Consider the following 23,967-nt stretch of genomic DNA (forward strand, 5'->3'; position numbering starts at 1 on the left):
GAACCCTACTTGCGCGCGGCGATCGCGATCACTTCGATACGGTAGGCGGGGTCCGCAAGCTCGACCTTGCCGCAAGCGCGGGTCGGCGTGTTATCAGGCACGACCCAGGCATCATAGACCGCGTTCATGGCGTCGAAATCGTCCATGGTCTTGAGCCAGACCTGCACGCTGAGCAGGCGCGACTTGTCGGTGCCGGCGCGCGCCAGCATGTCGTCAACCTTCGCCAGCGCCTCTTTTGTCTGCTGGGTGATGTCGGCGGTCTTGGTGTCCGCGACCTGGCCGGCAAGGAAAACGAGATCGCCGAACACGGAGGCGCGGCTGCGGCGGGCGTTCTGGTCGATGCGGGTGATATCCGACATGGGATGTCCTTCAAGTCTTAGGGGAATGGCTTTGTTCACCTCTCCCTTAGGGAGAGGTCGGATCGCATCGGAAGATGCGATCCGGGTGAGGGGTTACAGTTCACTGATCGCTGCGGCCCCTCACCCGAATTGCACCGGACGATGCTTCGCATCGCCAGGCCCAATTCGACCTCTCCCCGCTGGGGAGAGGTGAACCTGCCACGACCAATCTTCTTCATGCTTTAGCGCCCGGTGGCGATGATGCGGCGGCAGTGATCGAGCGCCGCGCCGATGAGGTTGTCGCTCGCCTCCGGCGTGCGGAATGCCGAATGCGCCGACAGCGTCACGTTCGGCAGCTTTGTCAGGGCATGACCTGATGGCAGCGGCTCGACGGTGAAGACGTCGAGGCCGGCGTGCGCAATGTGGCCCGAGCGTAGCGCATCGAGCATGGCGTCTTCATCAACGACGGCACCGCGCGCGGTGTTGATCAAAATGCTGCCGGGACGCATCTGCGCAATGCGCTCGCGCGACAGGAAGCCCTTGGTCTCGTCGTTGAGCAACAGATGCAGCGAGATGACATGGCTCTCGGCGAGCAGCTTCTCCAGCGACACGAACTCGACACCTGGATGCGTCTTCGGCGTCCTGTTCCAGGCAATCACCTTCATGCCGCAGCCCGCCGCCATGCGCGCGGCTTCCGCAGCGATCCCGCCGAAACCGATCAGGCCGAGGGTCTTTCCGGTGAGCTGCACGGCGTCGCGACGCAGCCAGTTGCCTTCGCGCATGCCACGATCCATCTCGCCAAAACTCTTGGCGGAGGCCCACATCAACGCGATCACGCATTCGGCCACGGCCGTGTCGCCATAACCCTTGATGGTGTGGACCGAGATGCCGCGTTCAGCGAGCTCTTCCGGATTCATGTAGCTGCGCGCGCCGGTGCCGAGGAAGACGACATGCTTCAGCGCCTTGCAGCTCTCGGCAATCGCACTCGGCACGGCGGTGTGATCGACGATCATGATCTCGGCATCGCCGAGCAGGCCGGGCAAATCATCGGGCTTGATCGAGGGGTTGCGGTTGATGTCGACAGGCAGCCCCTGGGAGCGCAGCAGCTTGTCGGTCACCGCCGCCAGGGTCTCGTTCGCATCGACGAATAGGGCGCGCACAGGCCTCTCCTTCAGCATACCTCAATATTGCGTTCAGACTTGTATGCAGATTTGAATGCGATTTGCAATCCATGGCTTTCAGGAATTTTGCGCAATCCTGCCAAGATATTGGGCTCATTTCTGCCTTGCCGCCCAAATGGTCAGCAACTTGAAATACCGTATTGCATTTTATCCTGAATATAGAAATAGTCCAGTGGCCGGAGACGATCCGACCCAAATTCCAGGGAGACAGAGACCATGAATCGCAGGGACGCTCTCACCACTGTCGCGCTCGCGGGCGCCGCGATGGCCGCCGCAAGCGGCTCGGCCAAGGCCGACACACCGACCTCCACGCTCGATCGCATCAAGAAGAATGGCGTGCTCCGGGTCGCCGTCATCGTCGGGCAGGAGCCCTACTTCCATAAGGATCTCGCCACCAATGAATGGTCGGGCGCCTGCATCGAGATGGCCAAGGACATCGCCGGCAAGCTCGGCGCCAAGCTCGAGACGCTGGAATCGACCTGGGGCAACCAGATCCTCGACCTCCAGGCCGACAAGGTCGACCTCGCCTTCGCCGTGAACCCGACGCCGGAGCGCGCGCTCGTCATCGACTTCTCGACGCCGATCCTGGTGCACTCCTTCACCGTCATCACCAAGAAGGGCTTTGCCAAGCCGCAGATTTGGGCTGATCTCAACAAGCCCGAGGTCAAGATCGCGGTCGATATCGGATCGACCCACGAGACCATCGCGCGCCGCTATTGCCCGAAGGCCAACATCCTCGGCTTCAAGAACCGCGACGAGGCGATCCTTGCGGTTGCGACCGGACGTGCCGACTGCAACGTCTCCCTCGCCGTGCTGTCGGTCTCGACCCTGAAGAAGAACCCGAATCTCGGCGATCTCGCAATCCCGCGCCCGCTGCTGACGCTGCCGACCAACATGGGCATCCGCGCCGAGAGCGACCGCCGCTACAAGGACTTCCTCAGCGCCTGGGCCGACTACAACCGCTCGATGGGCCAGACCCGCGAATGGATGCTCAAAGGCTTCGAAGCGGTCGGTCTCACCGCCGACGATCTCCCGCCCGAAGTGCAGTTCTGATCGATCATGTATGTCTGGGACTTCGCGGCGCTCAAGCCGTATTGGGGCCTGATCTGGCAAGGGCTCCTGGTCACGCTGTTCTATACAGTGACCACGGTGGTCGCGGGTCTCGCCATCGGACTGTTCGTCGGCATCCTGCGCACGACGGCGCCGCGCTGGGTCACGGTGCCGCTGCGTCTCTATATCGAGTTGTTCCGCTGCACGCCGCTGCTGGTGCAGCTGATCTGGGTCTACTACGCCCTGCCCGTCCTGATCGGCGTCGACATGTCGCCGGCGATGGCCTGCTTCATCGCGCTGTCGCTCTATGCCGGCTCGTTCTACGCGGAAATCTTCCGCGGCGGCATCGAGGCCGTTGACACCGGCCAGTGGGAAGCCGGCCGCGCCATCGGCATGCGCCGCGGCAAGATCTTTCGCCGCATCGTGCTGCCGCAGGCCACGCAAGTGATGATCCCCTCCTTCATCAACCAGACCATCATGCAGCTGAAGAACACCTCGCTGGTGTCGGTGGTCGCGGTCGGCGACCTGCTCTACCAAGGCACAGTGATCACCGCGTCGAGCTACAAGCCGCTCGAGGTCTACACCACGATCGCCGGGCTCTATTTCGTCGTGTTGTTCCCGCTGACGCTGGTCGCGGACCGGGTCGAGCTGAAGATGGGAGCGCATCGATGAATGCCCTGGTCGCAAACAACATCCACAAGGCGTTCGGCGACCATGAGGTGCTCAAGGGCGTCTCGCTCTCGGTCGCGCGCGGCGAGGTGGTCACCCTGATCGGCGCCTCCGGCTCCGGCAAGTCGACCTTTTTGCGGTGCCTGAACCTGCTGGAAATGCCACAGCAGGGCGAGCTTGCGATCGGCTCGCACAAATTCTCATTCGGCAAGGGCGTGCGCGCCGCTGGCGATGCTCAGCTTGCGCTGCTCCGCCGCAGCGTCGGCATGGTATTCCAGCATTTTAATCTGTTCCCGCATATGTCGGTGCTCGGCAATGTCACCGAGGGTCCAGTGCAGGTGAAGGGCATGGCGCAAAACGAGGCCAACGCGCTCGGCCGCGATCTACTGACAAAAGTCGGCCTCGCCGACAAGGCCGACGCGTTTCCGAGCCGGCTGTCCGGCGGCCAGAAGCAGCGCGTCGCCATCGCGCGTGCGCTCGCGATGAAACCCGACGTGATGCTGTTCGACGAGCCGACCTCGGCGCTCGATCCCGAGCTTGTCGGCGAAGTGCTTTCCGTCATCCGCAGCCTCGCCGCCGAGGGCATGACCATGGTGCTGGTCACGCACGAGATGGCCTTCGCCGCCGACGTCTCCACCCGCGTCGGCTTCATGAACGACGGCATCATGGCCGAGATCGGCACGCCGGACGAGACCATCCGCCAGCCGCGCAGCGAACGACTGAAGGCGTTTTTGAGCCGGTTTCACGAGACGCGTGAGGGCGCCTGCGCCCTGAGCAAACCGGGATGCTGATATGCGCTTGGCCTTACGTGGAGCTTCCGGTGTTGACGCGGACCCGTGCGGGTTTAAGTAGAGCAGACAAACACTGCAGGGGTGGCGACGTTTGCTGGGCTGGTTCCCCTCGCCGCCACCAATGCAGGACACATGACGACATCGCCTCACGCGACCTCGCCAAGCACGACATCGAATTCGGCTTCCGCGCCTCCTCATCTCGCCATCGTCCTGTTCTCGCTCGCGATGGGCGGCTTTGCGATCGGAACCACCGAATTCGCATCGATGAGCCTGCTGCCGTTCTTCGCGGCCGATCTTCATATTGACGAGCCGACCGCCGGACACGCGATCAGCGCCTACGCCCTCGGCGTGGTGCTGGGCGCGCCGCTGATTGCCGTGCTCGGCGCGCGGTTCGCCCGGCGCACGCAGTTGCTGGTGCTGATGGCCGTGTTCGCACTCGGCAACGCCCTCACCGCGCTTGCCCCTGGCTTCGGCGCGATGATCGCGGCCCGCTTCCTCTCAGGGCTCCCGCACGGCGCCTATTTCGGCATCGCCGCGCTGGTTGCAGCCTCGCTCGTTCCCCAACACCGTCGCTCGCAGGCGATCGGCCAGGTGATGCTCGGCCTGACCGGAGCCACCATCATCGGCGTGCCCCTGGCCAATCTGATCGGCCAGGCGGTCGGCTGGCGCGCGAGTTTTGGCCTCGTCTCGGTCCTGGCGCTGCTCACGATGCTGCTGTGCGCGCTGTTCGCCCCGCGCGACCAGGCCGGCCGGTCGGATCCGCTGCGCGAGCTCGGCGCGCTCAGAAGCGGCCGCGTCTGGATCACGCTGGCGATCGGCGCCATCGGCTTCGGCGGCATGTTTGCCGTCTACACCTATCTGGCGACGACCTTGATCGAGGTCACCAAGGTCAGCACCGAGGTCATTCCGTTCTTTCTGGCGATCTTCGGCATCGGCGCCACGCTCGGCAATCTGTTCGTGCCGCGCTTCGCCGACCGCGCGCTGATGCCGACGGCGGGCGTCATCCTGCTGTTTGCAGCCGTGGCACTGCTGGCGTTTCCGCTCGCGGCCGGCAATCCCTGGCTGCTGGCGATCGACATTTTCGCGATCGGCGCCAGCGTCGCGCTCGGGGCCGTGCTGCAGACGCGGCTGATGGACGTCGCGGGAGATGCGCAGGCGCTTGCGGCCGCGCTCAACCATTCGGCGTTCAACACCGCCAATGCGCTCGGCCCGTTCCTCGGCGGCCTCGCCATTCGCCAGGGGCTGGGCTGGACCTCCACCGGCCCCGTCGGCGCCGCGCTGGCGCTTCTGGGCTTTCTGATCTGGATCGTCGCCTATCGCGACAGCGGCTCGACGCCGGTCGAACACGTCTCAGGCAGTGACACCGCACCACAAGAAAACGCCCCGCTGAGGCGTGCACCACCGCTGGCGCCCGTTGACCGGAGCCGTTCCAAGGATCCGGTGGCCTGACCGACTGCAACGGGCTCAGAACAGAGCGGCGTTGAGAGCCTGTCCGTAGATCATCGCGGCCACAAGTGAGACCAGCAGGCCCGCACCCGAGAAGATCACCAGGATCTTCAGAGTTTCGACGTCGACATTGGTTCCCGTCGCGCGGGATATTGCTCTTGCCAGTGCAGCAATCATCGCCAGCTCCGAAGCCGGCCGCGCGGACGCGGGGCCTGACTTCGTCTAGCGCAGATCGGCGCGTCCGCCTGTGAAACAGATTACAGGTGCGTCCGGGCCATTGGTCCGGCGCTGGTCGCGCGAGACCCGCTGCGTCGACGGCGTGACGTTGGCGGGCGTGTGAAATCAAGCCGCGCGATCCATAGAAACGGGCAGGAGAAACTGTCATGCTCGAGCGCATGCCACCCCCATCGAAGCGCACCAACGACCCCGAGCGCACCAAGCGCGACATCCTCGAAGTGGCGATGGCCGAATTCGCCTCCGAGGGCTATTCCGGCGCCCGCGTCGACGCGATCGCGGCGCGGACCCGCACGTCGAAGCGGATGATCTATTATTATTTCGGCGGCAAGGAGCAGCTCTACCTCGCGGTGCTGGAAGAAGCCTATCGCAGCATCCGCGCGCTGGAGGACCAGCTCGACATCGCCAGCTGCGACGCGCGCGAGGGCCTGCGCCGGCTGATCGAGGCGACCTTCGACCACGACGAGCGCAACCCGAACTTCATTCGCCTCGTCTCGATCGAGAACATCCACCACGGCAAGCACCTGAAGCAGAATCAGCAACTGCGCCAGCTCAACGCCAGCGTGATCGCAACCCTTGACGGCATTTTGGAGCGCGGCCGCGCCGAGGGCGCTTTCCGCGATGACGTCGACGCCATCGACCTGCATCTGGCCATTTCCTCCTACTGCTTCTTCCGCGTCGCCAACCGCCACACCTTTGGCGCGCTGTTCGATCGCGACCTCAGCGAGCCAAAAGTGCTGGCGAAGAGCAGGACGCAGATCGTGGAGATGATCTTGGCGTGGCTGGCGAAGGCGTGAGGCGCGGCGAAGCACGCCAAACATTCGGCGTCGTCCCGGCGAAGGCCGGGACCCATACCGCGTGATCTATCGATGAGCGCAGGTGTTAGTACCGTAGGAAGACTCTTCACTACCAGTCCTCGGCAAACTGCTCCCTGTGGTTATGGGTCCCGGCCTTCGCCGGGACGACGTTGAGCATCACCTACCCCGCCCTTTTTCTGCCGAGCGCTTGCCGCGAGCACCAGCATGAACGACGCCGCCGTCATCAGCGTCGAGATTGCGGCGATCGTCGGGTCGATCTCGTCGCGGAGCGCGGTGAACATGCGCTTGGTCAGCGGCTGATACTGGCCGCCGGAGATGAACAATGCGACGATGGTCTCGTCCATCGCCGAGATGAAGGCAAAGATACCGCCGGCAACCACGCTGGACTTGATCTGCGGCAACGTCACCGCGAAGAAGCTGCGCAGGCGGTTCATGCCGAGGCTGCGGGCCACCATCTCCTGCGCGGGGTCGAAGCTTTGCAAGCCTGCGAGCACGGAGATGACGACGTAAGGCAAGCCCAGCATCACGTTCGCCAGCACGAGGCCCGGCAGGGTCGCGACCAGGCCGACCTTGGCATAGACGAAGAAGATGCCGACCGCGGTGATGATGATCGGCACCACCAGCGGCAGCAGCAGCGCCATGTGGATGACCCGCATGACGCGGAGCTTCGACTGGCTGATGGCGTAGGCGGCGGCAACGCCACACGGCGTCGCGATCACCACGGTGAGGAGCGCGACCGTCAGCGTCACACGGGTCGCCTGCATCCAGGCCGGATTGGAAAAATACTGCTGGTACCAGCGCAGCGAGAACGACGGCGGCGGGAAGGTCAGGAAGCGCGCGCTGGAGAACGAGATTGGCGCGATGATCAGCACCGGCAGGATCAGATAGACCAGCACCAGCGCGCTGATGACATAGAGGGCGATCCGTGCGGGCGAGATGCGCGTCATTTCTGCCCCAGCACGCGATCGAGCGAAATGAAGCGACTCACGACGAAGAAGATCAGGAGCACGCTGAGGAGCAGCACCACGGCAACCGCACTCGCTGCGCCGAACTGGTTGTAGAGCTCGACATTGCGGCTCACCAGCATCGACACCATCACGGTGCGGCCGCCGCCGAGCAGCTCCGGCGTGATGTAGAAGCCGAGGCAGAGCACGAACACCATGGTGCAGCCCGCGAGCACGCCCGGCAGCGACAGCGGCAGGAAGACGCGGCGGAACGTCAGCGACGGGCTCGCACCCAGGCTGGCGCCGGCCTGCATGAGATCGCCGGGGATTTTTTGCATGGTGGCGTAGAGCGGCAGCACCATGAACGGCAGCAGGATGTGCACGGTGGCGACCACCGTGCCGAAGGTGTTGTGGACCAGCGCGAGCGGCTCGGAAATCACATCGAGATAACGCAAAAGCTGGTTGATCACGCCGGTGCGCTGGAGCAGCGCCAGCCACGCATAGGCGCGGACCAGCACGCTGGTCCAGAACGGCAGCACGACCAGCGACAGGATCAGGATGCTCCAGCCCTTCGGCACGGACTTGGCGAGATAGGCGACGGGATAGCCGAGCAGCAGCGCGATTCCCGTGACCGCGAGACTGATCTCGAAGGTCAGCGCAAAGCTCCGCCAGTAAATGTCTTCGGTGAAGACGCGGCGATAGTTCTCCAGCGTAAAGCCGTCATGGTAGATCGACTGCCAGGCCAGCCAGCCGACCGGCAGCACGATCAGCAGCAGAATCACGAGCAGCGCCGGCGACACCAATGCCAGCATCAGCCCGTGCTCGCGGCGCTGATGTTTTTGCGATGGATCTGGCACGGATGTCATCAACGCTGGCCTCGCTTACTTCTGCATGAAAGACGCCCAGCGCTTCTCGGCGGCCTCGCCCGCGGGCGAGGACCACCAGGCGTAGGACATCAGCGCTTGCTTGGCCGCGTTGGCCGGCTCGCTCGGCAATTGCGCGGCGCGCTCCGGCTTGATCACGCCGGTCTCGAACGCCTTGGGATTGCCCGGACCGTAGTCGATGTTGAGCGGCAGATTGGCCTGGTGCACGGGATCGACGGCTTCGTTGAGGAATTTCACGGCGGTGTCGAGGTTCGGCGCGCCCTTGAGGATGCACAGCGAGGTGCTCTGCAAGATGCCCTGGTGATAGGTGAAGGCGACCTTGGCGCCTTCCTTCGCGACTGCGCTGACGCGTCCGTTCCAGGCCATCTCCATGTCGACCTCGCCGTCATTGAGAAGCTGCGCGGACTGCGCGCCCGATGTCCACCACACCGTGATATCAGGCTTGATCTCTTCCAGCTTCTTGAAGGCCCGATCGACATCGAGCGGGTAGAGCTTGTCCGGCGCGACGCCGTCGGCCATTAGCGCCGCCTCCAGCGTGGCGATCGGGTGGTTGCGCAGCGCGCGCCGGCCGGGGAATTTCTTCACGTCCCAGAAATCGGCCCAGCTGTTCGGCGCGTCCTTCGGGAACGTTTTTTGGCTGTAGGCCAGCACGCTGGAATAGAACTCATAAGAGACCGAATAAGGATTGCGATAGGCCTCGGGCATCGCCGCTGCGTTCGGAATCTTGGAGAAGTCGAGCTTCTCGATCAGCCCCTGCTCGCCACCGCGCAGGCAATACCCGGTGGGCGTGTCGACGACGTCCCAGATCGGCTTGCCGCTGCCGACCTGGGTCTTGATCGCAGGCCAGGCATCGGGGATTGAATCCTGGTTGATGGTGATGCCGAGCTTCTTGGCGGAGGGATCGAGGATCGCCACCGTCTGCGCCTGCTGATAGGCGCCACCTTGCGACACGAAGGTGATCTGCTCGGCGGCGTTCGCCACGGTGGTCAATCCCATTGCGCCCAGCAGGGCGCAGCCAAGCCCAAAATTTCGTTTCGTCGTCATCCTCGCCTCCTCCATCGCCAAAGAAATCTCACTGACCGATCGCATCGAGAAACTGGTACCAGCCGGCGACCATGCGCACGGCGGGCTCGCGTAGCGGATAGAACGGAATGGCTTTCATGCGGCTGACGTCGAGCAACCCGACATCGGGCGTCTCGCCGCGCACGAAGGCGGCGAGATAGCGGCCCATCAGGCTCGACATCGCGACGCCCGCACCGTTGTAGCCCATCGAGACCAGCGTGCGATCGTCGATCCGGCCGATATGCGGCACCGAGTCCAAGGTCATGCCGACCAGGCCCGACCATTTGTAGGCGAGCCGGACATCGGCGAGATCAGGGAAGATGCCGACCATCGCCTTGCGCAAGGCATCGAACGCGGTCTCCGAGTCCTGCTTGCCGAAGGCGCCGCGGCCGCCAAAGATCACGCGATGATCGACCATGCGGAACCAGCGCATCATCCGCTTGGTCTCGGTATAGGTGCGCCCCGTCGGCATCAGCTTGCCCGCGAGATTGCGCGGCAACTGTTCGGTCGCGACCATGGCGCTACGGAACGGGATCAGCGTGCGCTGCATGTGCGCCGTCGCGCCGGTGAGATCGGAATAACTGTTGGTGGCGATGATCGCCTGCCTGGCGCGCACCGCGCCTTGCGGCGTCTCGGCGACGATGCCGTCGTTCTCGTGCCGGAGTTTGATCATCGGCGATTCCTGGAAGATGGGCGCGCCGCGGCGCGCCACGCCATCGGCGAGGCCGCGCAGATAGTTCAGCGGATGAATGCCGCCCGAGCCGGGATTGAGCACGCCACCGACAAAGATATCCGAGCCGGTCTCGTCGCGCACGCCGCGCTTATCGAGGATGCGGACCTCGGCCGAGCCCATCTCGCGCGTCATCCAATTGGCTTCGTCGATCGCGGCCTTCAGGGTGGTTTCGTTATGCGCAGCCTTGACCTGGCCGGTGCGGGCCAGGTTTGCGCTGATGATGCCGAACTCGGAGACCAGTTCCTCGACCATGTCGGTCGATTCATGCGCGATCTCGTACATGCGCTTTGCCATGGCGCGGCCATGGGTGGCGTCGATCTCGCGGAATGAGAGCCGAAACTTCGCCGTGAACACGCCGCCATTGCGCCCGCTCGCGCCCCAGCCGGGCCGGTTGGCTTCGAGCACGATCGGAGCGAGCCCGCTCTTGGCGATGTGGTGCGCAGCGGAGAGCCCCGTGTAGCCCGCACCGATGATCACCACATCCGCCTGTTGCTCGCCGGACAGGACCGGAAACTCGCGCGCCGGCTCCGCCGTGGCTTCCCACAGCGAGTTGACCGATGGCTGCGCGCTCCAGTCCCGTGTCATGCCCGCGGTCACGGATTACGCCGCAGGCCCGATGGCCGCGTCGGCCAGCGCCTTCAACGTCGGAAAATGGAAGTCCGGCTTGGTCAGCGCCTCGACAGCGGGTGTGCCGCCGAAACCGGCGACGCCCTGGCGGCGCTCGATCCAGCACACCTTGTAGCCGAGTTTCCGCGCGATCCCGATGTCGTGGTACTGACTCTGCGCGACGTGCAAGATGTCGGACTGCTTGTAGCCAAAGGCGGACTGACGGCCCTTGTTGTAGGCGAAGAATTCCGGGTTCGGTTTGGCCACGCCGGTGTCATCGGCACACACCGTGTCGTCGAAGGGATTGCCGAGCGCATGTGCGTAGCAGGACAGCGCAACGCGGTCGGCATTGGTCATCGCCACCAGCCGGAATTTCGTGCGCAGGCGCTTCAGCGCCTCGATCGAATCCGAGAACGGCCCCCAGCGCAGCACCGAGAGCTGGAACACATCGCAGGACGCATCGTCCGCCGGCAACCCGAGCTCCGTGGCAAGATGGCGATAGACGTGGAACATCACCTCGCTGGAGCGCTCGTAGTGCTTGTCGCGGCCGCGCTTGTAGGGCTCGAAGATCTGCTCGTCGCTGAGCTCGGCCGGCGTCTTGCCCGAGATCTTGCGCACCGCGGAGAGCACGCCGGTTTCGAAATCGATCAAGGTGCCGACGACATCGAAGGTGAGAACCTTGAAATTGCTGAACGCGGCTTGGGTCGACATATCAGTTTCTTCTCTCGGTTGGACAAGGCTGGATTCAGTCCCCCACCCTGGGCACGACGATGGTGTCCTCGGGGTGAAGGGTGACGGTGAGGCTGCCGCCGAGCGGCGGGATGCGGCTGTAGGCCTGGTGATAGCTCGGCTGACGCAGGCTGATCGCGATGCCATCAGCGAGCGCCAGGAAGATGCGCAGGCTCTCGCCCTGATAGACGATGTCGGTGACCGTGCCGGTGAGACGGTTACAGGCGGCGTCCTGGGCGCCGTCGTCGATCAGGAGTTTTTCGCTGTGCACGGCGAGCATCAGCGCGTCGCCGTCCGGAATGGCGCGGGCGCTGCGCAGCAGCGCATTGCCGAGCGCGACACAGGAGGTATCGACACGGCGGACCGGCAACATCGTCGCTTCGCCAATGAAACTGGCGACAAAGGAATCCGCGGGATGATTGTGCAGCCGCTCAGGCTGGTCGATCTGGATCAGGCGGCCATCCTTCATCACCGCGACGCGGTCGCTCATGGTCAGCGCCTCGCGCTGGTCGTGGGTGACATAGATGATGGTGGCGCCGATGCGGCGGTGCAGCGCGCGCAGCTCGATCTGCATGGATTCGCGGAGCTGCTTGTCCAGCGCGGAGAGCGGTTCATCCATCAGGATCAGCCGCGGCTCGAAGATCATGGCGCGCGCGAGCGCAACGCGCTGGCGCTGGCCGCCGGAGAGCTGCGCGATGCCGCGTTCCTCATAGCCGGCAAGGCCGACCATCGACAGCGCCGCGCGCACCTTATCGGGCCAGACCGCTTTCGGCAGGCGCCGCGCGCGCAAGGGAAAGGCAACGTTCTCGCCGACGCTCATATGCGGGAACAGCGCGTAGTTCTGGAAGACAACGCCGATGTCGCGCTTGTGCGGCGGCATGTAGGTGACGTCGCGGCCGCCGAAGAGAATTGTGCCTGAGGTCGGCAGGATGAAGCCGCCCAGAATGCCGAGCAACGTGGTCTTGCCGGAGCCGGAGGGGCCGAGCAGCGAGACGAATTCGCCGGCGCCGACATTGAGGGAAACGTCATCGAGGGCGCGAACGGCGCCGTACGCCTTGCTCGCGGACCTGATCTCGACGCTTTCCGCTCGTTTGTCCAACGATCGACCTCGCCTCGTTCCCTGCAATGGCGTGCCTCACTGCGCGCCATAAGCCTGCATTATAGACAGCGTTTTGGAGCATTCGCCGGCACAGCGTGCGCCGTACCAAATCCTTCTCCGGAACACCCTGTCTTTAGGCTGTGATGCCAATGACACCAGACTTGGCAAAACTCGGCAATTGCCAAATTCTCACCGCGATCATAACATGACGTTATGCCAGAGCTGCGCCGGATGCTGCCCTCCAGTAACGCCCTGTTCGTCTTCGACGCAGCAGCGCGCAATGGTAGCTTCACGGCGGCCGCCGCCGAATTGAACGTCACGCAGCCCGCGGTGAGCCGCATGCTCGGCCAGTTCGAGGAGCATCTCGGCGTCCGCCTGTTCGACCGCAAAGCCGGGCGTGCAGTGCTCACCGAGGAAGGCGAACTCTTGTATCGCCGCGTGCTCGAAGGCTTTCGCAGCATCGAGACGGGTCTCACCGAAATCGAGCGGCGCCGCAAGGGCACCGAGACGGTGACGCTGTCGGTCTCCTCCGCCTTCACCACGCATTGGCTGATGCCGCGCATCGACAAGCTGCAGCGGCAGTTTCCGCAGATCGATCTGCGCTTCCAGCTGATCTCCGGCGCGCTGCGCGGGGCGGTCGAGAATGTCGACCTCGGCATGCGCTTCCGCGATCGCGACGAGCCGTCGTCCGGCGGCACGCTGGTGATGAAAGAGGTCATGCTGCCGATGTGCAGCCCCGGCTATCTCGGCGAGACCGATCCCTCCGAGGGCAACACCATCATCCGCCTCGCCGAGACGCCGGGCGACTGGGCCGCGGATTATTCGTCGCTGCTCACCGGCCGCCGCGGCGCCGCCAAGGCGCTGAGCTTCACCGATTATGCCGTCGTGGTGCAGGCCGCGCTACTCGGCCAGGGTATCGCGCTCGGCTGGCTGACGGTCGCCTCGCACTGGTTATTGACCGGCGCGCTGGTGCCGGCGTCCGACAGGCTCACCACCACGCGCCGCATCTGCGAATTCCTGCCGCCGCGCAACCGGCCGATGCGCCCCATCGCCGCCGAGATCCGCGACTGGATCATCACGCAGATGCAAGGCGAGATCGCGGCGATCGACAAGCTCTATCCGAAGCTCGGCGCGAAGGCGGCCTGCTATTGAAGCCCCCTCCCTCCTCGTCATTGCGAGCGTAGCGAAGCAATCCAGAGTCTTTCCGCGGAGGGATTCTGGATTGCTTCGCTGCGCTCGCAATGACGGTGTGGAGAGGGCTTTGGCCTCTATTGATGCTCGATCGCGCGGATCGCGCCGCGGAGCTCGGCGAGGCCGCGGAGGCGGCCGATTGCAGTATAGCCGGGATTGGTGCGCTTGGTGGCGGCGAGATCATCGAGCATGCGGTGACCGTGGTCGGGGCGGAAGACGATTTGCTTGTCCGGCGAGCGCCGCGCGTTCTCTTTCAGCAGCGCCTTCAGCACCGCGACCATGTCGACATCGCCATCGAGATGATCGGACTCGTAGAACGTCAGACCGTCGGCCTCGCGCTTGGTCGCACGCAGATGCGCAAAGGCGATGCGCGGGCCAAAGCGTTCGGCCATCGCAGGCAGATTGTTCTCTGCGCGCACGCCGAGCGAGCCGGTGCACAGGCAGATGCCGTTGGCCTTGGACGGCACCGCATCGAACAGCGCCTGGTAATCGTCCGCGGTCGAGGCAACGCGCGGCAGCCCGAACAGCGGACGCGGCGGATCGTCCGGATGCAGCGCCAGCGAGACGCCGAGCTGCTCGGCGACGGGCGCGACACGTGCCAGGAACTCGGCGAGATGCTGCCGCAGGATTTTTGGCGTGATGTCGCGATAGGTCTCCAGACGATCACGGAATTGCGGGATGGTCATCGGCTCGGTGGTCGAGCCCGGCAGCGCGCTGGCGATCGCCATGATGAGATAGTCGATGTCCGCCTGGCTCATCTTGTCGAACAGCGCTGTCGCCCGCGCCTGCTGCTCCGGCGAATAGTCCTGCACGGCGGCGGGGCGCCTGAGGATATGCAGCTCGAAGGCCGCAAAGCGGTCCTGGTCGAAGCGCATGGCGCGGGCGCCGTTCGGCAGTTCCCATTCCAGATCGGTCCGGCACCAGTCGACCACAGGCATGAAATTGTAGCAAATGGTCTTGATGCCGGAGGCGGCCACCGCCTCCAGGCTCGCGATCCACGCATCGATCGACTGCGTTGCCTCGGCCCCGAGGCGCTTGACGTCGTCGGGGATCGGAATCGATTCCACCACCGACCAGGTCAGCTGCGAGCGGCCGGACTGGCCGTGCTCGATGAAATTCTTGCGCTCCTCGACCGCCTTGCGCGTCCAGGCCTCGCCAATCGGGACCTGATGCAGCGCCGAGACGATATCGGTCGCCCCGGCCTGCCTGACATCGTCCAAGGACACGGGATCATCGGGCCCGTACCAGCGCCATCCCTCTAACATCATGCGCGTTCTCCCAATCAGTTCGCGGTCAGCACGACCTTGACGCTCTGCGACCGGTCGAGTGCCAGCCGCAACGCGGCCGGCGCGGTCGACAGCGGCCGCTCGGCAGTCACCAGCGGCAGCACGTCGACGCGGCCCGCGCCGATCAGTTCCACCGCGGTCATGAACTCGAGCCCAAAGCGGAACGAGCCGCGCAGGTCGATCTCCTTCGCCATCACCGCATTCGACGGCGTCGGAATCTGGCCACCCGGCAGATTGCCGATCTGCACGACAACACCGCCGCGCCTGACAATGCCGATGGCGCTGGCAAGACCAGCGGCCGTGCCCGAGACTTCGAACGCGACGTCGTAGGGACGCGAGGCGGCTTGCGCCTTCAGGCCCTCTTCACCGTTTGCGACGTTCTCGACAAGCGACGCACCGAGCCGGGTCGCGAAGGCGAGCGGGGTCGGCGCGATGTCAGCCACCGTGATATCGGCGCTCGCCCGTCTTTATACACAAGGTGCGCGGCGCGCGGTGGAGACGCTCGTTTTGGCGTGATCATAAAGTGGGCAGCAATGCTGCACTGCGTCCAAAGTCGGACTGAAGTCGCGCTTGATTTTTGCCGGCCGTTGGCCCACCCGAGAGGCATGGCAAAGGACAACAAGGTCATCGCTGCGAACGCGGCTTTTTACGCCGCCTTTTCGACGGGCGATTTTGACGAGATGAAGCGGATGTGGGCGGATGACGACGCCATTTCCTGCATTCATCCCGGCTGGCCCGCGATCGTCGGCCATGCCACCGTGATCGGAAGCTGGCGCGATATCCTGCAGAACCCCGAGCGGCCGCAGATCGTCTGCGCCGAGCCGCAGGCGATCGTCGACGGCGACAGTGCGCGCGTACTCTGCATCGAGATCGTCGACGGCACCGCCTTGGCCGCCGCCAACCATTTTCGGCGCGTCGGCGACGGCTGGCGGCTGGTCCATCACCAATCGAGCCCGATCGCGCAGATTGTCGAGCAGGCTGAGGACGATAGAGCAAGTCACAGGGTGCACTGACCGCGACCGCGTTCTACTGTGCATGGGGTTGTTTTTCGGTTTTCTGTTTGGGGATGCGCGGCTGGCGCGAACGGGAAACTCCGACCTGCACGGGAGACGCATGCGGCTCTTCATCCTCGGCCTCGGCTATAGCGCCCGGCATTTCGTCCGCAAATTCGGCGGCAGCTACTCGCATGTCACCGGTACGGTGCGCGATCCCGCGAAGCGGGACGACCTCGCGGGGATCGAGGTGCATGGCTTTTCCGGCAGCCGTCCGGCTGACGTCACGGTCAAACGTATCCGCGATGCCGATGTCCTTCTGATATCGATCCCGCCCGGCAACGGCGGCGATCCCGCACTCACGGCGCTCGGCGACGTGCTGGCGGCGGGCCATCGCAAGGTCGTCTACCTCTCAACTATCGGCGTCTATGGCGACCACGCCGGCGGATGGGTTGACGAGAGTACGCCGCCACAGCCCTCCCTCGAGCGAGCGCGGATGCGGGTCGCGGCCGAGCAGGCCTGGACGGAGACGGCGCACGGCAATGTCGCGATCCTGCGGCTTGCCGGCATCTACGGTCCCGGCCGCAACGCGCTGGTGACGCTTCGCAGCGGCACGGCACGCCGCATCATCAAGCCCGGCCAGGTCTTCAACCGCATCCATGTCGACGATATCGCCAGCGCCATCGTCGCCGCGATCAACCACAACAGCAGCGGCATCTGGAATGTCTGCGACGACGAGCCCGCACCGCCGCAGGACGTGATCGCCTACGCCGCGCAGCTGATGGGCATCGCCCCGCCGGCCGAAGAAGCCTTCGCGACCGCCGAGATGTCGGCGATGGCGCGCAGCTTCTATTCCAGCAGCGCCCGCGTCTCCAACGCAAAGCTGAAGCGCGAACTCGGCATCACGCTGGCCTATCCGACCTATCGGCATGGCCTCGATGCGCTGTGGCGTGCGGGCGACGGACGATAAAGGGCACGCCGATGCCCCCGCCGCCCTTTGATATTCAGCGTCAGCTCAGCACGCCGTATTTCTTGAACCAGGCCTGCGCCTGCTTCCAGGCGTCTTCCGCGGCGTCCTTGCGATAGCTGCCGCGATAGTCTGCATGGAAGCCGTGCGGCGCTTCCGGATAGATCTTGAATTCGGCCGTCTTCTTGTTCTGCTCAAGCGCCGCCTTGAGCTGCTCGACCTGGGCCACGGGGATGCCGGTGTCGGCGCCGCCATAGAGGCCGAGCACCGGCGCCTTCATCTCGGGGGCGAGCTGCAACGGGCTCTTCGGCCAGAGCGGATTGGGCGCGTCAACCGGCGGACCGTAGAAGGCAACGCCGGCCTTGAGCGTGCCGTTATGGGCGGCATATTCCCAGACCGTGCGGCCGCCGCGGCAGAACCCGATGATGCCGAGCTTCGCGGTGTCGCCGCCCTGCGATCCCGCCCAGGCCACCGTCGCGTCGAGATCGGACAGCAGCTCGGCGTCCGGCTTGGCGTTGACGACCGGCAAGAGGTCCTTGATGTCGGTGATCTTGGTGAGATCGGTGCCTTTGCGGAAGTAATAGTCGGGCGCGACGGCGAAGGCGCCGAGCTTGGCGAGGCGCCGCGTCACGTCCTTGATGTATTCGTGCAGGCCAAAAATCTCCATCGCGACGATGATCACCGGCGCCTTGGTGTTGCCGGCGGGACGGGCGAAATAGGCCGGCATCTCCTCGGAACCGACCTTGATCTTGGCATCTCCGGCCTGGAGGCCGCTGGTGTCGGTCGTGATCACCTCGGCGCGGACGGGACCCGCCGCAAGCGTGTAGCCCGCAGCAACGGCCGCGGTGGCGCTCATGAATCCGCGACGCGAAACCGGGGCGACTTTCGTCAGCCCGACGACGTCAGCTGTCATGGTGGTTTCAATCCTCATCCGTTGGTCCTTCCTGATGCCTAGCCCTGATCCTTCAGGCGACGCATTCGCCAATAATTGCCGGCGAAACGCAAATCACCAGCCTGCGAGCGCCGGACCCTTCAGATCCGGCGATCGCGCCGCTTCACCGGCGCAGTCTCTCGAGCATGTTGCCGACGGTGGCGGCCATTGCCGTGCGCTTGACGCTGAACGGCTTTGCTTGGAGAGGCTTGGATTGGAAAGGCTTGGATTGGAAAGGCTCGGATTGGAAAGGCTTGGCTTGCCCGTTTCCCAACGACACTCTCGAATTTCCCGGTGATTGTGTGCCCGATTTAACCGCGTGACCGCATTGCGTCGCAACATCCATTAACCGAAAAAAGGGGTTCTCCCGTTGCCCGCGGCGCCATCACGGTTTCAGGTTGCGCGCGGTTTCGCGCAATTCGAAACGTTTCGCCGCAACAATCGGTGCGATCGTGGCCGTAACGACACATCATGTTGCCCAGGCCCAGCACACCGCCCGACATATGAGCGCGAGCCCGCGCCATTTGACTGAAATTTTCAGATCAGTTGAGCCGTCATATTTACTCGAACTTTCTTCGCGACGCTCTAGTTCCACTCCCGAATGTTCCATCTCCAGAACGGAGAAGCGTCTTCCAAGTGCGGCAAATTGTTTCCGCTTCGAGCGAAGCTCGACAGCTTCATTCTGACCCGCAGCGATTGCGCACTGAACCGCTCAATTGAATAAAGCTTTATCCGATCTGGCATCGATATGAATTTGGCTCGCGAAGCAATTGAATTATTGGGACAGGTGGCGCGAATCCTGTGGTTCGAAGGCACCAAGCACGGCATGCGCGATCGCGAGTGGATGGCGCTGCGCTTTCTCTCCCGTGCCAACCGGTTCTCGAGGACGCCTTCGGCACTGGCAAGCTATGTCGGCACCACGCGCGGCACCGCCTCGTTCATCATCGGCGAGCTCGAGCGCCTCGGCTATCTGGAGCGGAAGCGCTCCGCCAAGGACAAGCGCTCGGTGACGCTGAGCGTGACGCAGCAGGGCAAGAAGTTCCTGGCGCGCGATCCCGTCAATGGTCTCGTCGAGGCCATCGCCGTCCTCGATGACGACAGCAAGATCCGCTTTCGCGACACCTTGCGAACCGTGCTCGATCAGGCGGATGCCGCCGAACAGCGGCACCACACCGACGTCTGCAAGCGATGCATCTTCCTCCGGGAGGATCGCACTGCTTCCGAGAACAAGACGGCGGTCGAATTCACCTGCCGGCTGTTTCGTGCGCCGATCGCGGAAGCCGAGATCGACCTGCTATGCACCAGCTTCGAGCATCACCGCCAATAGAGCTGTCCGCCGCTCATTTGCGCGTTGAGTAGACGACGCCGCCACTGGTTTCCACCACCAGACGGCCGTTCTCGTTCCTGATCTCCTCGATGCGACCGAGATTCGGGACCTGCTGGCCGAGCACGGCCTCGACAACACCGCTCGGACCCTGCAGGATCGCGATGCCTTCATAAGCCTGGCGGACCGACCAGCCCTTGACCGCCTTTCGCGGTACCGAGCTGCGTTCAGCCGGAGACACCGACCCCGTGATCTCGGGTGCTGCGACCGAAGCCATCATCGGCATCGCCGGCGACGGCTGCGCAGCAACGGGAGCCGGCGGCTGGACCTGGGCCTGGGCGAGCCTGTCAAGCTTCGCGGTCGAGGACGAGCTCACACGCTCGATGCGATCCAGATTCTCGGCGAACCGGCCGAAACGATCGCTGGTCGCCTTGCTCGACTGATCGACCGCGGCTCGCAGGCCGTCGAGATTCTCGGACACACCGGACAATTGCTTGCGCAGCTGTGCGACGGTATCACGCAGATTCCTGATCTCCGCATTGGCTGCGGCATTGGTCTGGCTCGGCTGCGTGGTGAGATAGGCAATGACGCCTGTGCAGGCGCAGACCACCAGGATGGCGGCAACCGCCAATGTCGCGAGCGGTGCGACCCATGTCGGACGCGGCGGCGGCGGTTTGGCCACGATCACCGCCGGCTTGATTACCACCGGCGCAGGCTTTGGTATTGCCATCTTATCAAGGCGCGCTTTGGCGCGAATGCGCTTCAATCCCTCGAGCGCCGCTTTGGCTGCAACTTCGTCGCTCGCCGCCGATACGGGCTTCACGCCTGACGCGGGCTTGGCCGCGCGCGGCGCATCCTTGGTCTTCGTATCGCGCGCTTCCGGAGCCGGCTTCGCCGCTGCGGTCAAATCCGCAGTTTCGGCGGGACGCGTTTTTCCATCGGACAACATTTGAAAATGCTCCGTTCGTTCTCGATCTGTTGAACGAAGCTAGTTCGCGAAGCTTGCCTGAAACGTGCGCATCAAAAAAAATCTGTTCGTCACAAACAATGCGACATCGAATGAGTCCAACGCGTCATGCACGAGGCGAAAGTGCGACTCGAAAGACACACACTCGCCAAGATTTCGCCAAGCTGGAGTCTCGCCGCCATACATGAGTCGAATTGTCGCAGGCGGGTGCGGGACCAGGAGAGTCAATCCGGGGTTGAAAACCCCTCCCTGCGGCCGCCCGGCAGCACTACCCAAAATAGCTGTGTTTCTACGGGCATATGGAACTTTATAACCGTCACAGTGCAAAAGTAGTTTGAATACCAAATCAACTAATGAGCTAAGACATACAAAGAAACAACCAGAAACAAACCAATAGCATCAAGCACACGTAGCAAACGCTTTGTTCCGCACGCTTGATCGGAAATGGGCAATTGTTACGGTCCTACTCAAGTGATTCTCACCCGTTGGTGAGGAGAACGACTGAGTTCAGTAGTGTTCGGACGCGATGAGCAACGTGACGCAACTGTACGAGGTCGCTTTCTCAATCCGCCCCGCAAGGTGATCCGTAAGACACCCGCCGGGCTTCACGCAGTAAGCGTTCAGTATCGAGTCGAAGTAGCAGGCCTGCTCACGCAGGCACTGAATGCGTAGGGCTGCCCGCGAACATCGAAACCATAACAACGGTTCGCGGGAGGGAAATATCGTCAAACAGCATGGCGTCGAGCCGGGGCATCACAAGAACCTCCCGGCCGCCGCAAGTGCGAAACAGGGGCGACAGACTGATGTATATTATCGTTGATGATCGCGAGACCGTCACGAACAGCTACGTAGGAGGGCTCGTTCGCGAGGGCGTATCGTCGATCGGCTTCTCCTCCGGAGAATTCTGGGACTGGCTGCAATCCGCGAACGAATCGGACCTGGCAGCGGTCGATGCCTTCCTTCTGGGGGACTGCGATGCCCGCGGAAGCCTGCCACGGGCGATGCGTAAGCGGTCCACGGCTCCGATCATCGCCATGAGCGGACAGAAGATGCTCAAGAACACGCTGGAGCTGTTTGAATCCGGCGTGGACGACGTGGTTCACGTGCCGATTCACCTGCGTGAGATCCTCGCCCGAACGGCCGCGATCACGCGACGCCGGGTGGGCGAGCTGCCGAGGCCCTGCGAGACCAGGATCCAGGTCTTCTTCAACGGACGTGACCCCGAGATCGCGGGCCACGCCCTCACCCTGCCCCGCCGCGAGCTGCGCATTCTCGAGTATATGGTCAGCAATCACGGCAAGTGGATCACCAAGACGCAGATCTTCAACGCAGTCTACGGCATCTTCGAATCCACGTTCGATGAGAGCGTGATCGAAAGCCACGTCAGCAAGCTGCGCAAGAAGCTGCGCGACCGGCTCGGTTTCGACGCAATCGTGGCACGGCGCTATGTCGGATACCGGCTCAACATCCCCGCCAACGAGGCCATCGACGAGCCGATGCAGGAGCTCGACGAGGTCGGCATCCTCCTGAACCGGGCACATGCCGCCCCGGCGGCGTACCCGGCCGGCAACTGATACGCTACAGCGCGATGGCGATTTGGGTAAATCGCCATCGCGCTTTAGGCTGTTGTTTGAGCATGATCCATTCGGAAAGCCGCTGCACACTTTTCCGGATCATGCCTTAAGCCACAACTCGCAAACGATCACCGGCCTCTGCGGAGACACCCGCAAGGGGCCGGTTTGTTTTCAGCGGCAGAAACGTCGTTGCGCCGGTGCAGCCTCGCGGCACGGCGCGTTACGGCTTCTGCTGGAATTCTTCCTTGGAGACGTAGTTGAAGTCCTCGACCAGCACGTCCTGGACGATGTCGGCCTGCATCCGCTCGTTGACGCGCTGCTTGATCGCGGCGGTGAGGACGGAGAGGTCGTAGCGGGCGAGCTTCCTGAAATCGAGCTTGTCGTCAGCGTAGATCCTGCGGAAAGCCTCGTCCACGACGAACGGCTCAGGCGGAACGGTGAGCTGGTGCATGGTTCGCGCCTCGACCGTGTAGACGAAGCGCGCGACGATGTAGCCCTGCACGGCGCCGCTCTCGACCATGGGTATGCTCAGCGCCCGGGTCTTCTGGTATTGCAGCCCGTCGAGATATTCGTCTTTTGCGGGCAGCAGGGTGCCGTTTTCCTTCCAATAGGCCACGCCATAGCTCGTGCCCGCGGTGAGGATGCATACCCAGAGCCCGGCCAGCACCAGCTTGATCATTTTCCGTCCCGCGCTACGCGACCGGTGTAGGTGCCGTCCGATTCGGCGTCCTTGATCGCCCTGACGATGATGGTCGCGACCTCACGCACGGCGTCGTAATGCATTTCGAGGAGCGAACGGTTTCGCTCGAGCTTCTCGCGCAGCCGCCGGATCTCCTCGGTGATCTCGGTTTCACCGCCGAGATGCATCCGAGCCCGCATCAGGCGTACGAATTCCAGCATGCTCCGACTCTTGCGCATGCTGAAATCGTCGAAATCGACCTTCTGTCCGGTCGCGAGCGCGACGGTTTCCTCCTCGACGATGTTCTCGAGCCGGCGAATCGCGGATAGCAGGCTACTGACCTCCTCGGACCGCGTCGCCTCCAATCTTGCCGCTTCAGCGTCGTCGAACGGCGTGTCGCCACCGACATTCGACAGGAGCACGGGCAACAGAGCATCGCCCGGCGCGGCCCCCGTCAGCACGTCGGAATCCAAGACCTGCTGTTCAATGCCGGGTTGCTCCATCACCGGAAGTGTCGCGCCTTGTTCTAGCTGCATAGCAAATTCACCCCTCAACTTTCGTCACCCATGTCCCAGATCCATCAGCCCGATTTGCCCGTCACGTCCGGACCAGCCGGGTGCGCGGACGCGAGCTGCTTGGCAATTCCGATCCCCTTGCCCTTCGCGAGCTGGGCGCCGAGCTGCTCGGCCAGCATCGATTTCCAGACGCCGCCGGCGGTGCCCTTGCCGAACACATCCTCCGACTCCTTCGGCAGCATCGTCTCGACGAAGGTCTGGAGGATGAACGCCTCGAACTTGCGATAGACCTCGTCCGGGCCGAGCTTCTTGATCACCTGCACCGGCGGCCCGTTCACCACCCCGGACTGCGCTTCCGCCACCTTTGCGGCGGATTGATCGGCCGCCGCCGCCTTGCTGGCCTCGGCATCCATCGTCGCGGCGAAATCGGCGCCCGACGATTTCAGCGCGTCGAGCTTCGCGGTCGCGGCGCGCTGCGCCACCGGATCGGCGGCGTCGAGGACGTCGAGGACGAGGTCGGGTGTCGCTGTCACGATCATGTCTTGTTCCGGCTGGCTGGCCGTGGCGTCAAATCGCGCACGGCCGCATGTGTCCCCGTCATTTCCTCAAGCGAGCGCTTCTCGGCGTCGCGCAGCTTTTCGGCCAGCGCCACCTTGGCGACCTCCTCGAGCTGTTTCACGCGCCGGTTCTCCGAACGGATCTTGTCGAGCTGCATCGCAGCACGCTCCTGCACGGCGCGCGCGCCGACGGTCGTCCTGTTGAGGCGCCTCGCAAGCGACTCGCTCGAGGACCCGGCCGGCGGTTTTCCCTCGTTCAGAGTCCCGACCAGCCACGCCTGCTCATCCTGCATGGTCTGCTCCTGCTGCCGCAATTGCGCGAGCTGCCATTCGGACAGCCGGAGCTGAAGCTTCACCAGCGAGACGATCCGACCGAGCTTGTCCGCGCGCGAGGTCATGG

At 63.8% G+C, this 23,967-nt stretch carries 26 protein-coding genes and 1 pseudogene; 10 read left to right on the plus strand and 17 right to left on the minus strand.

Features of this window, described 5'->3' with window-relative positions; genetic code table 11:
- Positions 1 to 5 precede the first annotated feature (5 nt).
- Positions 6 to 359, minus strand: coding sequence for a RidA family protein (locus ACP2YP_RS31595; RefSeq protein ID WP_426420122.1), 354 nt, complete (start codon positions 357 to 359; stop codon positions 6 to 8).
- A 221-nt stretch (positions 360 to 580) separates the two neighbouring features.
- Entirely contained in the window at positions 581 to 1,498 is a 918-nt protein-coding gene (locus ACP2YP_RS31600; RefSeq protein WP_426420123.1) for an NAD(P)-dependent oxidoreductase, read from the minus strand.
- A gap of 237 nt (positions 1,499 to 1,735) precedes the next feature.
- Between ACP2YP_RS31600 and ACP2YP_RS31605 the strand changes: the two genes are divergently transcribed.
- From ACP2YP_RS31605 to ACP2YP_RS31620, 4 genes are all read left to right on the plus strand, one after another.
- Positions 1,736 to 2,572, plus strand: coding sequence for a transporter substrate-binding domain-containing protein (locus tag ACP2YP_RS31605; protein ID WP_426420124.1), 837 nt, complete (start codon positions 1,736 to 1,738; stop codon positions 2,570 to 2,572).
- A gap of 6 nt (positions 2,573 to 2,578) precedes the next feature.
- The gene (locus ACP2YP_RS31610) at positions 2,579 to 3,241 is read left to right on the plus strand and encodes an amino acid ABC transporter permease (protein WP_426420125.1); all 663 of its coding nucleotides are present in this window, start codon (positions 2,579 to 2,581) and stop codon (positions 3,239 to 3,241) included.
- Positions 3,238 to 4,029, plus strand: coding sequence for an amino acid ABC transporter ATP-binding protein (locus ACP2YP_RS31615; protein ID WP_426420126.1), 792 nt, complete (start codon positions 3,238 to 3,240; stop codon positions 4,027 to 4,029). The genes ACP2YP_RS31610 and ACP2YP_RS31615 overlap by 4 nt, the downstream gene beginning before the upstream one ends.
- Before the next feature lie 132 nt (positions 4,030 to 4,161).
- Entirely contained in the window at positions 4,162 to 5,478 is a 1,317-nt protein-coding gene (locus ACP2YP_RS31620) for an MFS transporter (protein ID WP_426420127.1), read from the plus strand.
- Positions 5,479 to 5,493: 15 nt separating this feature from the next.
- On the opposite strand, the gene ACP2YP_RS31625 is transcribed toward ACP2YP_RS31620, so the two are convergent.
- Complete coding sequence (locus ACP2YP_RS31625) at positions 5,494 to 5,652, minus strand: hypothetical protein (protein ID WP_200469582.1); 159 nt, start codon at positions 5,650 to 5,652, stop codon at positions 5,494 to 5,496.
- A 206-nt stretch (positions 5,653 to 5,858) separates the two neighbouring features.
- Here ACP2YP_RS31625 and ACP2YP_RS31630 point away from each other — a divergent pair, with 206 nt between their 5' ends.
- Complete coding sequence (locus ACP2YP_RS31630; protein WP_426420128.1) at positions 5,859 to 6,506, plus strand: TetR/AcrR family transcriptional regulator; 648 nt, start codon at positions 5,859 to 5,861, stop codon at positions 6,504 to 6,506.
- A 140-nt stretch (positions 6,507 to 6,646) separates the two neighbouring features.
- On the opposite strand, the gene ACP2YP_RS31635 is transcribed toward ACP2YP_RS31630, so the two are convergent.
- The 6 genes from ACP2YP_RS31635 to ACP2YP_RS31660 form a co-directional block, all read right to left on the minus strand.
- The gene (locus ACP2YP_RS31635; RefSeq protein ID WP_426420129.1) at positions 6,647 to 7,474 is read right to left on the minus strand and encodes an ABC transporter permease; all 828 of its coding nucleotides are present in this window, start codon (positions 7,472 to 7,474) and stop codon (positions 6,647 to 6,649) included.
- Positions 7,471 to 8,283 carry an ABC transporter permease gene (locus tag ACP2YP_RS31640; protein WP_426426327.1) on the minus strand — a complete coding sequence of 271 codons (813 nt, stop codon included), beginning with the start codon at positions 8,281 to 8,283 and terminating at the stop codon, positions 7,471 to 7,473. Before ACP2YP_RS31640 ends, ACP2YP_RS31635 begins: the two co-directional genes overlap by 4 nt.
- A gap of 69 nt (positions 8,284 to 8,352) precedes the next feature.
- Positions 8,353 to 9,399, minus strand: a complete 1,047-nt coding sequence (locus ACP2YP_RS31645; RefSeq protein ID WP_426420130.1) for an ABC transporter substrate-binding protein — start codon at positions 9,397 to 9,399, stop codon at positions 8,353 to 8,355.
- Between the two features lie 28 nt (positions 9,400 to 9,427).
- Positions 9,428 to 10,735, minus strand: a complete 1,308-nt coding sequence (locus ACP2YP_RS31650) for an NAD(P)/FAD-dependent oxidoreductase (RefSeq protein ID WP_426426328.1) — start codon at positions 10,733 to 10,735, stop codon at positions 9,428 to 9,430.
- A 15-nt stretch (positions 10,736 to 10,750) separates the two neighbouring features.
- The gene (locus ACP2YP_RS31655; RefSeq protein ID WP_426420131.1) at positions 10,751 to 11,467 is read right to left on the minus strand and encodes an HAD family hydrolase; all 717 of its coding nucleotides are present in this window, start codon (positions 11,465 to 11,467) and stop codon (positions 10,751 to 10,753) included.
- A 34-nt stretch (positions 11,468 to 11,501) separates the two neighbouring features.
- Positions 11,502 to 12,584 (minus strand): ABC transporter ATP-binding protein, encoded by a 1,083-nt coding sequence (locus ACP2YP_RS31660; protein WP_426420132.1) that lies wholly within the window; start codon positions 12,582 to 12,584, stop codon positions 11,502 to 11,504.
- 213 nt (positions 12,585 to 12,797) lie between these two features.
- Here ACP2YP_RS31660 and ACP2YP_RS31665 point away from each other — a divergent pair, with 213 nt between their 5' ends.
- Positions 12,798 to 13,736 (plus strand): LysR family transcriptional regulator, encoded by a 939-nt coding sequence (locus ACP2YP_RS31665; RefSeq protein ID WP_426420133.1) that lies wholly within the window; start codon positions 12,798 to 12,800, stop codon positions 13,734 to 13,736.
- 116 nt (positions 13,737 to 13,852) lie between these two features.
- Here the strand turns inward: ACP2YP_RS31665 and uxuA are convergent, their stop codons facing one another.
- Together uxuA and ACP2YP_RS31675 are read right to left on the minus strand one after the other, a co-directional pair.
- Positions 13,853 to 15,043, minus strand: coding sequence for a mannonate dehydratase (gene uxuA / locus ACP2YP_RS31670; RefSeq protein WP_426420134.1), 1,191 nt, complete (start codon positions 15,041 to 15,043; stop codon positions 13,853 to 13,855).
- Positions 15,044 to 15,057: 14 nt separating this feature from the next.
- Positions 15,058 to 15,528: pseudogene (locus ACP2YP_RS31675) on the minus strand (zinc-binding dehydrogenase); the annotation flags it as partial.
- Positions 15,529 to 15,666: 138 nt separating this feature from the next.
- Between ACP2YP_RS31675 and ACP2YP_RS31680 the strand changes: the two are divergent.
- Both ACP2YP_RS31680 and ACP2YP_RS31685 read left to right on the plus strand, forming a co-directional pair.
- Positions 15,667 to 16,074: a nuclear transport factor 2 family protein gene (locus tag ACP2YP_RS31680; protein ID WP_426408943.1), complete on the plus strand. Its 408-nt coding sequence runs from the start codon at positions 15,667 to 15,669 to the stop codon at positions 16,072 to 16,074.
- Between the two features lie 100 nt (positions 16,075 to 16,174).
- Positions 16,175 to 17,023, plus strand: coding sequence for an SDR family oxidoreductase (locus tag ACP2YP_RS31685; protein ID WP_426420135.1), 849 nt, complete (start codon positions 16,175 to 16,177; stop codon positions 17,021 to 17,023).
- A gap of 40 nt (positions 17,024 to 17,063) precedes the next feature.
- Here the strand turns inward: ACP2YP_RS31685 and ACP2YP_RS31690 are convergent, their stop codons facing one another.
- Positions 17,064 to 17,951 (minus strand): dienelactone hydrolase family protein, encoded by an 888-nt coding sequence (locus tag ACP2YP_RS31690; RefSeq protein ID WP_426420136.1) that lies wholly within the window; start codon positions 17,949 to 17,951, stop codon positions 17,064 to 17,066.
- A 748-nt stretch (positions 17,952 to 18,699) separates the two neighbouring features.
- On the opposite strand from ACP2YP_RS31690, the gene ACP2YP_RS31695 reads away from it, so the two are divergent.
- Complete coding sequence (locus ACP2YP_RS31695) at positions 18,700 to 19,278, plus strand: MarR family winged helix-turn-helix transcriptional regulator (RefSeq protein WP_426420137.1); 579 nt, start codon at positions 18,700 to 18,702, stop codon at positions 19,276 to 19,278.
- A 13-nt stretch (positions 19,279 to 19,291) separates the two neighbouring features.
- On the opposite strand, the gene ACP2YP_RS31700 is transcribed toward ACP2YP_RS31695, so the two are convergent.
- Positions 19,292 to 20,224 carry a hypothetical protein gene (locus tag ACP2YP_RS31700; protein ID WP_426420138.1) on the minus strand — a complete coding sequence of 311 codons (933 nt, stop codon included), beginning with the start codon at positions 20,222 to 20,224 and terminating at the stop codon, positions 19,292 to 19,294.
- A gap of 821 nt (positions 20,225 to 21,045) precedes the next feature.
- Between ACP2YP_RS31700 and ACP2YP_RS31705 the strand changes: the two genes are divergently transcribed.
- Entirely contained in the window at positions 21,046 to 21,816 is a 771-nt protein-coding gene (locus ACP2YP_RS31705) for a response regulator transcription factor (protein ID WP_426426329.1), read from the plus strand.
- Positions 21,817 to 22,036: 220 nt separating this feature from the next.
- Here ACP2YP_RS31705 and ACP2YP_RS31710 read toward each other — a convergent pair whose 3' ends face one another.
- From ACP2YP_RS31710 to ACP2YP_RS31725, 4 genes are read right to left on the minus strand one after another with little or no spacing between them, the layout of a single operon-like run.
- The gene (locus ACP2YP_RS31710; RefSeq protein WP_426420139.1) at positions 22,037 to 22,495 is read right to left on the minus strand and encodes a hypothetical protein; all 459 of its coding nucleotides are present in this window, start codon (positions 22,493 to 22,495) and stop codon (positions 22,037 to 22,039) included.
- Positions 22,492 to 23,031, minus strand: coding sequence for a flagellar biosynthesis protein FlgN (locus ACP2YP_RS31715; protein WP_426420140.1), 540 nt, complete (start codon positions 23,029 to 23,031; stop codon positions 22,492 to 22,494). Before ACP2YP_RS31715 ends, ACP2YP_RS31710 begins: the two co-directional genes overlap by 4 nt.
- 44 nt (positions 23,032 to 23,075) lie before the next feature.
- Positions 23,076 to 23,549: a rod-binding protein gene (locus tag ACP2YP_RS31720; protein WP_426420141.1), complete on the minus strand. Its 474-nt coding sequence runs from the start codon at positions 23,547 to 23,549 to the stop codon at positions 23,076 to 23,078.
- Positions 23,546 to 23,965, minus strand: coding sequence for a hypothetical protein (locus ACP2YP_RS31725; RefSeq protein WP_426420142.1), 420 nt, complete (start codon positions 23,963 to 23,965; stop codon positions 23,546 to 23,548). Before ACP2YP_RS31725 ends, ACP2YP_RS31720 begins: the two co-directional genes overlap by 4 nt.
- Between the last annotated feature and the right edge of the window lie 2 nt (positions 23,966 to 23,967).

The organism is Bradyrhizobium genosp. A (assembly GCF_049949275.1).
Classification (GTDB): domain Bacteria; phylum Pseudomonadota; class Alphaproteobacteria; order Rhizobiales; family Xanthobacteraceae; genus Bradyrhizobium.

Bases quoted from the DNA above. Each gene is read 5' to 3' on its own strand.
- ACP2YP_RS31595 (WP_426420122.1), bottom strand. From the start codon at position 359: ATGTCGGATATCACCCGCATCGACCAGAACGCCCGCCGCAGCCGCGCC.
- ACP2YP_RS31605 (WP_426420124.1), top strand. From the start codon at position 1,736: ATGAATCGCAGGGACGCTCTCACCACTGTCGCGCTCGCGGGCGCCGCG.
- ACP2YP_RS31610 (WP_426420125.1), top strand. From the start codon at position 2,579: ATGTATGTCTGGGACTTCGCGGCGCTCAAGCCGTATTGGGGCCTGATC.
- ACP2YP_RS31615 (WP_426420126.1), top strand. From the start codon at position 3,238: ATGAATGCCCTGGTCGCAAACAACATCCACAAGGCGTTCGGCGACCAT.
- ACP2YP_RS31620 (WP_426420127.1), top strand. From the start codon at position 4,162: ATGACGACATCGCCTCACGCGACCTCGCCAAGCACGACATCGAATTCG.
- ACP2YP_RS31625 (WP_200469582.1), bottom strand. From the start codon at position 5,652: ATGATTGCTGCACTGGCAAGAGCAATATCCCGCGCGACGGGAACCAAT.
- ACP2YP_RS31630 (WP_426420128.1), top strand. From the start codon at position 5,859: ATGCTCGAGCGCATGCCACCCCCATCGAAGCGCACCAACGACCCCGAG.
- ACP2YP_RS31635 (WP_426420129.1), bottom strand. From the start codon at position 7,474: ATGACGCGCATCTCGCCCGCACGGATCGCCCTCTATGTCATCAGCGCG.
- ACP2YP_RS31640 (WP_426426327.1), bottom strand. From the start codon at position 8,283: ATGCTGGCATTGGTGTCGCCGGCGCTGCTCGTGATTCTGCTGCTGATC.
- ACP2YP_RS31645 (WP_426420130.1), bottom strand. From the start codon at position 9,399: ATGACGACGAAACGAAATTTTGGGCTTGGCTGCGCCCTGCTGGGCGCA.
- ACP2YP_RS31650 (WP_426426328.1), bottom strand. From the start codon at position 10,735: ATGACACGGGACTGGAGCGCGCAGCCATCGGTCAACTCGCTGTGGGAA.
- ACP2YP_RS31655 (WP_426420131.1), bottom strand. From the start codon at position 11,467: ATGTCGACCCAAGCCGCGTTCAGCAATTTCAAGGTTCTCACCTTCGAT.
- ACP2YP_RS31665 (WP_426420133.1), top strand. From the start codon at position 12,798: ATGCCAGAGCTGCGCCGGATGCTGCCCTCCAGTAACGCCCTGTTCGTC.
- uxuA (WP_426420134.1), bottom strand. From the start codon at position 15,043: ATGATGTTAGAGGGATGGCGCTGGTACGGGCCCGATGATCCCGTGTCC.
- ACP2YP_RS31680 (WP_426408943.1), top strand. From the start codon at position 15,667: ATGGCAAAGGACAACAAGGTCATCGCTGCGAACGCGGCTTTTTACGCC.
- ACP2YP_RS31685 (WP_426420135.1), top strand. From the start codon at position 16,175: ATGCGGCTCTTCATCCTCGGCCTCGGCTATAGCGCCCGGCATTTCGTC.
- ACP2YP_RS31690 (WP_426420136.1), bottom strand. From the start codon at position 17,951: ATGAGGATTGAAACCACCATGACAGCTGACGTCGTCGGGCTGACGAAA.
- ACP2YP_RS31695 (WP_426420137.1), top strand. From the start codon at position 18,700: ATGAATTTGGCTCGCGAAGCAATTGAATTATTGGGACAGGTGGCGCGA.
- ACP2YP_RS31700 (WP_426420138.1), bottom strand. From the start codon at position 20,224: ATGTTGTCCGATGGAAAAACGCGTCCCGCCGAAACTGCGGATTTGACC.
- ACP2YP_RS31705 (WP_426426329.1), top strand. From the start codon at position 21,046: ATGTATATTATCGTTGATGATCGCGAGACCGTCACGAACAGCTACGTA.
- ACP2YP_RS31710 (WP_426420139.1), bottom strand. From the start codon at position 22,495: ATGATCAAGCTGGTGCTGGCCGGGCTCTGGGTATGCATCCTCACCGCG.
- ACP2YP_RS31715 (WP_426420140.1), bottom strand. From the start codon at position 23,031: ATGCAGCTAGAACAAGGCGCGACACTTCCGGTGATGGAGCAACCCGGC.
- ACP2YP_RS31720 (WP_426420141.1), bottom strand. From the start codon at position 23,549: ATGATCGTGACAGCGACACCCGACCTCGTCCTCGACGTCCTCGACGCC.
- ACP2YP_RS31725 (WP_426420142.1), bottom strand. From the start codon at position 23,965: ATGACCTCGCGCGCGGACAAGCTCGGTCGGATCGTCTCGCTGGTGAAG.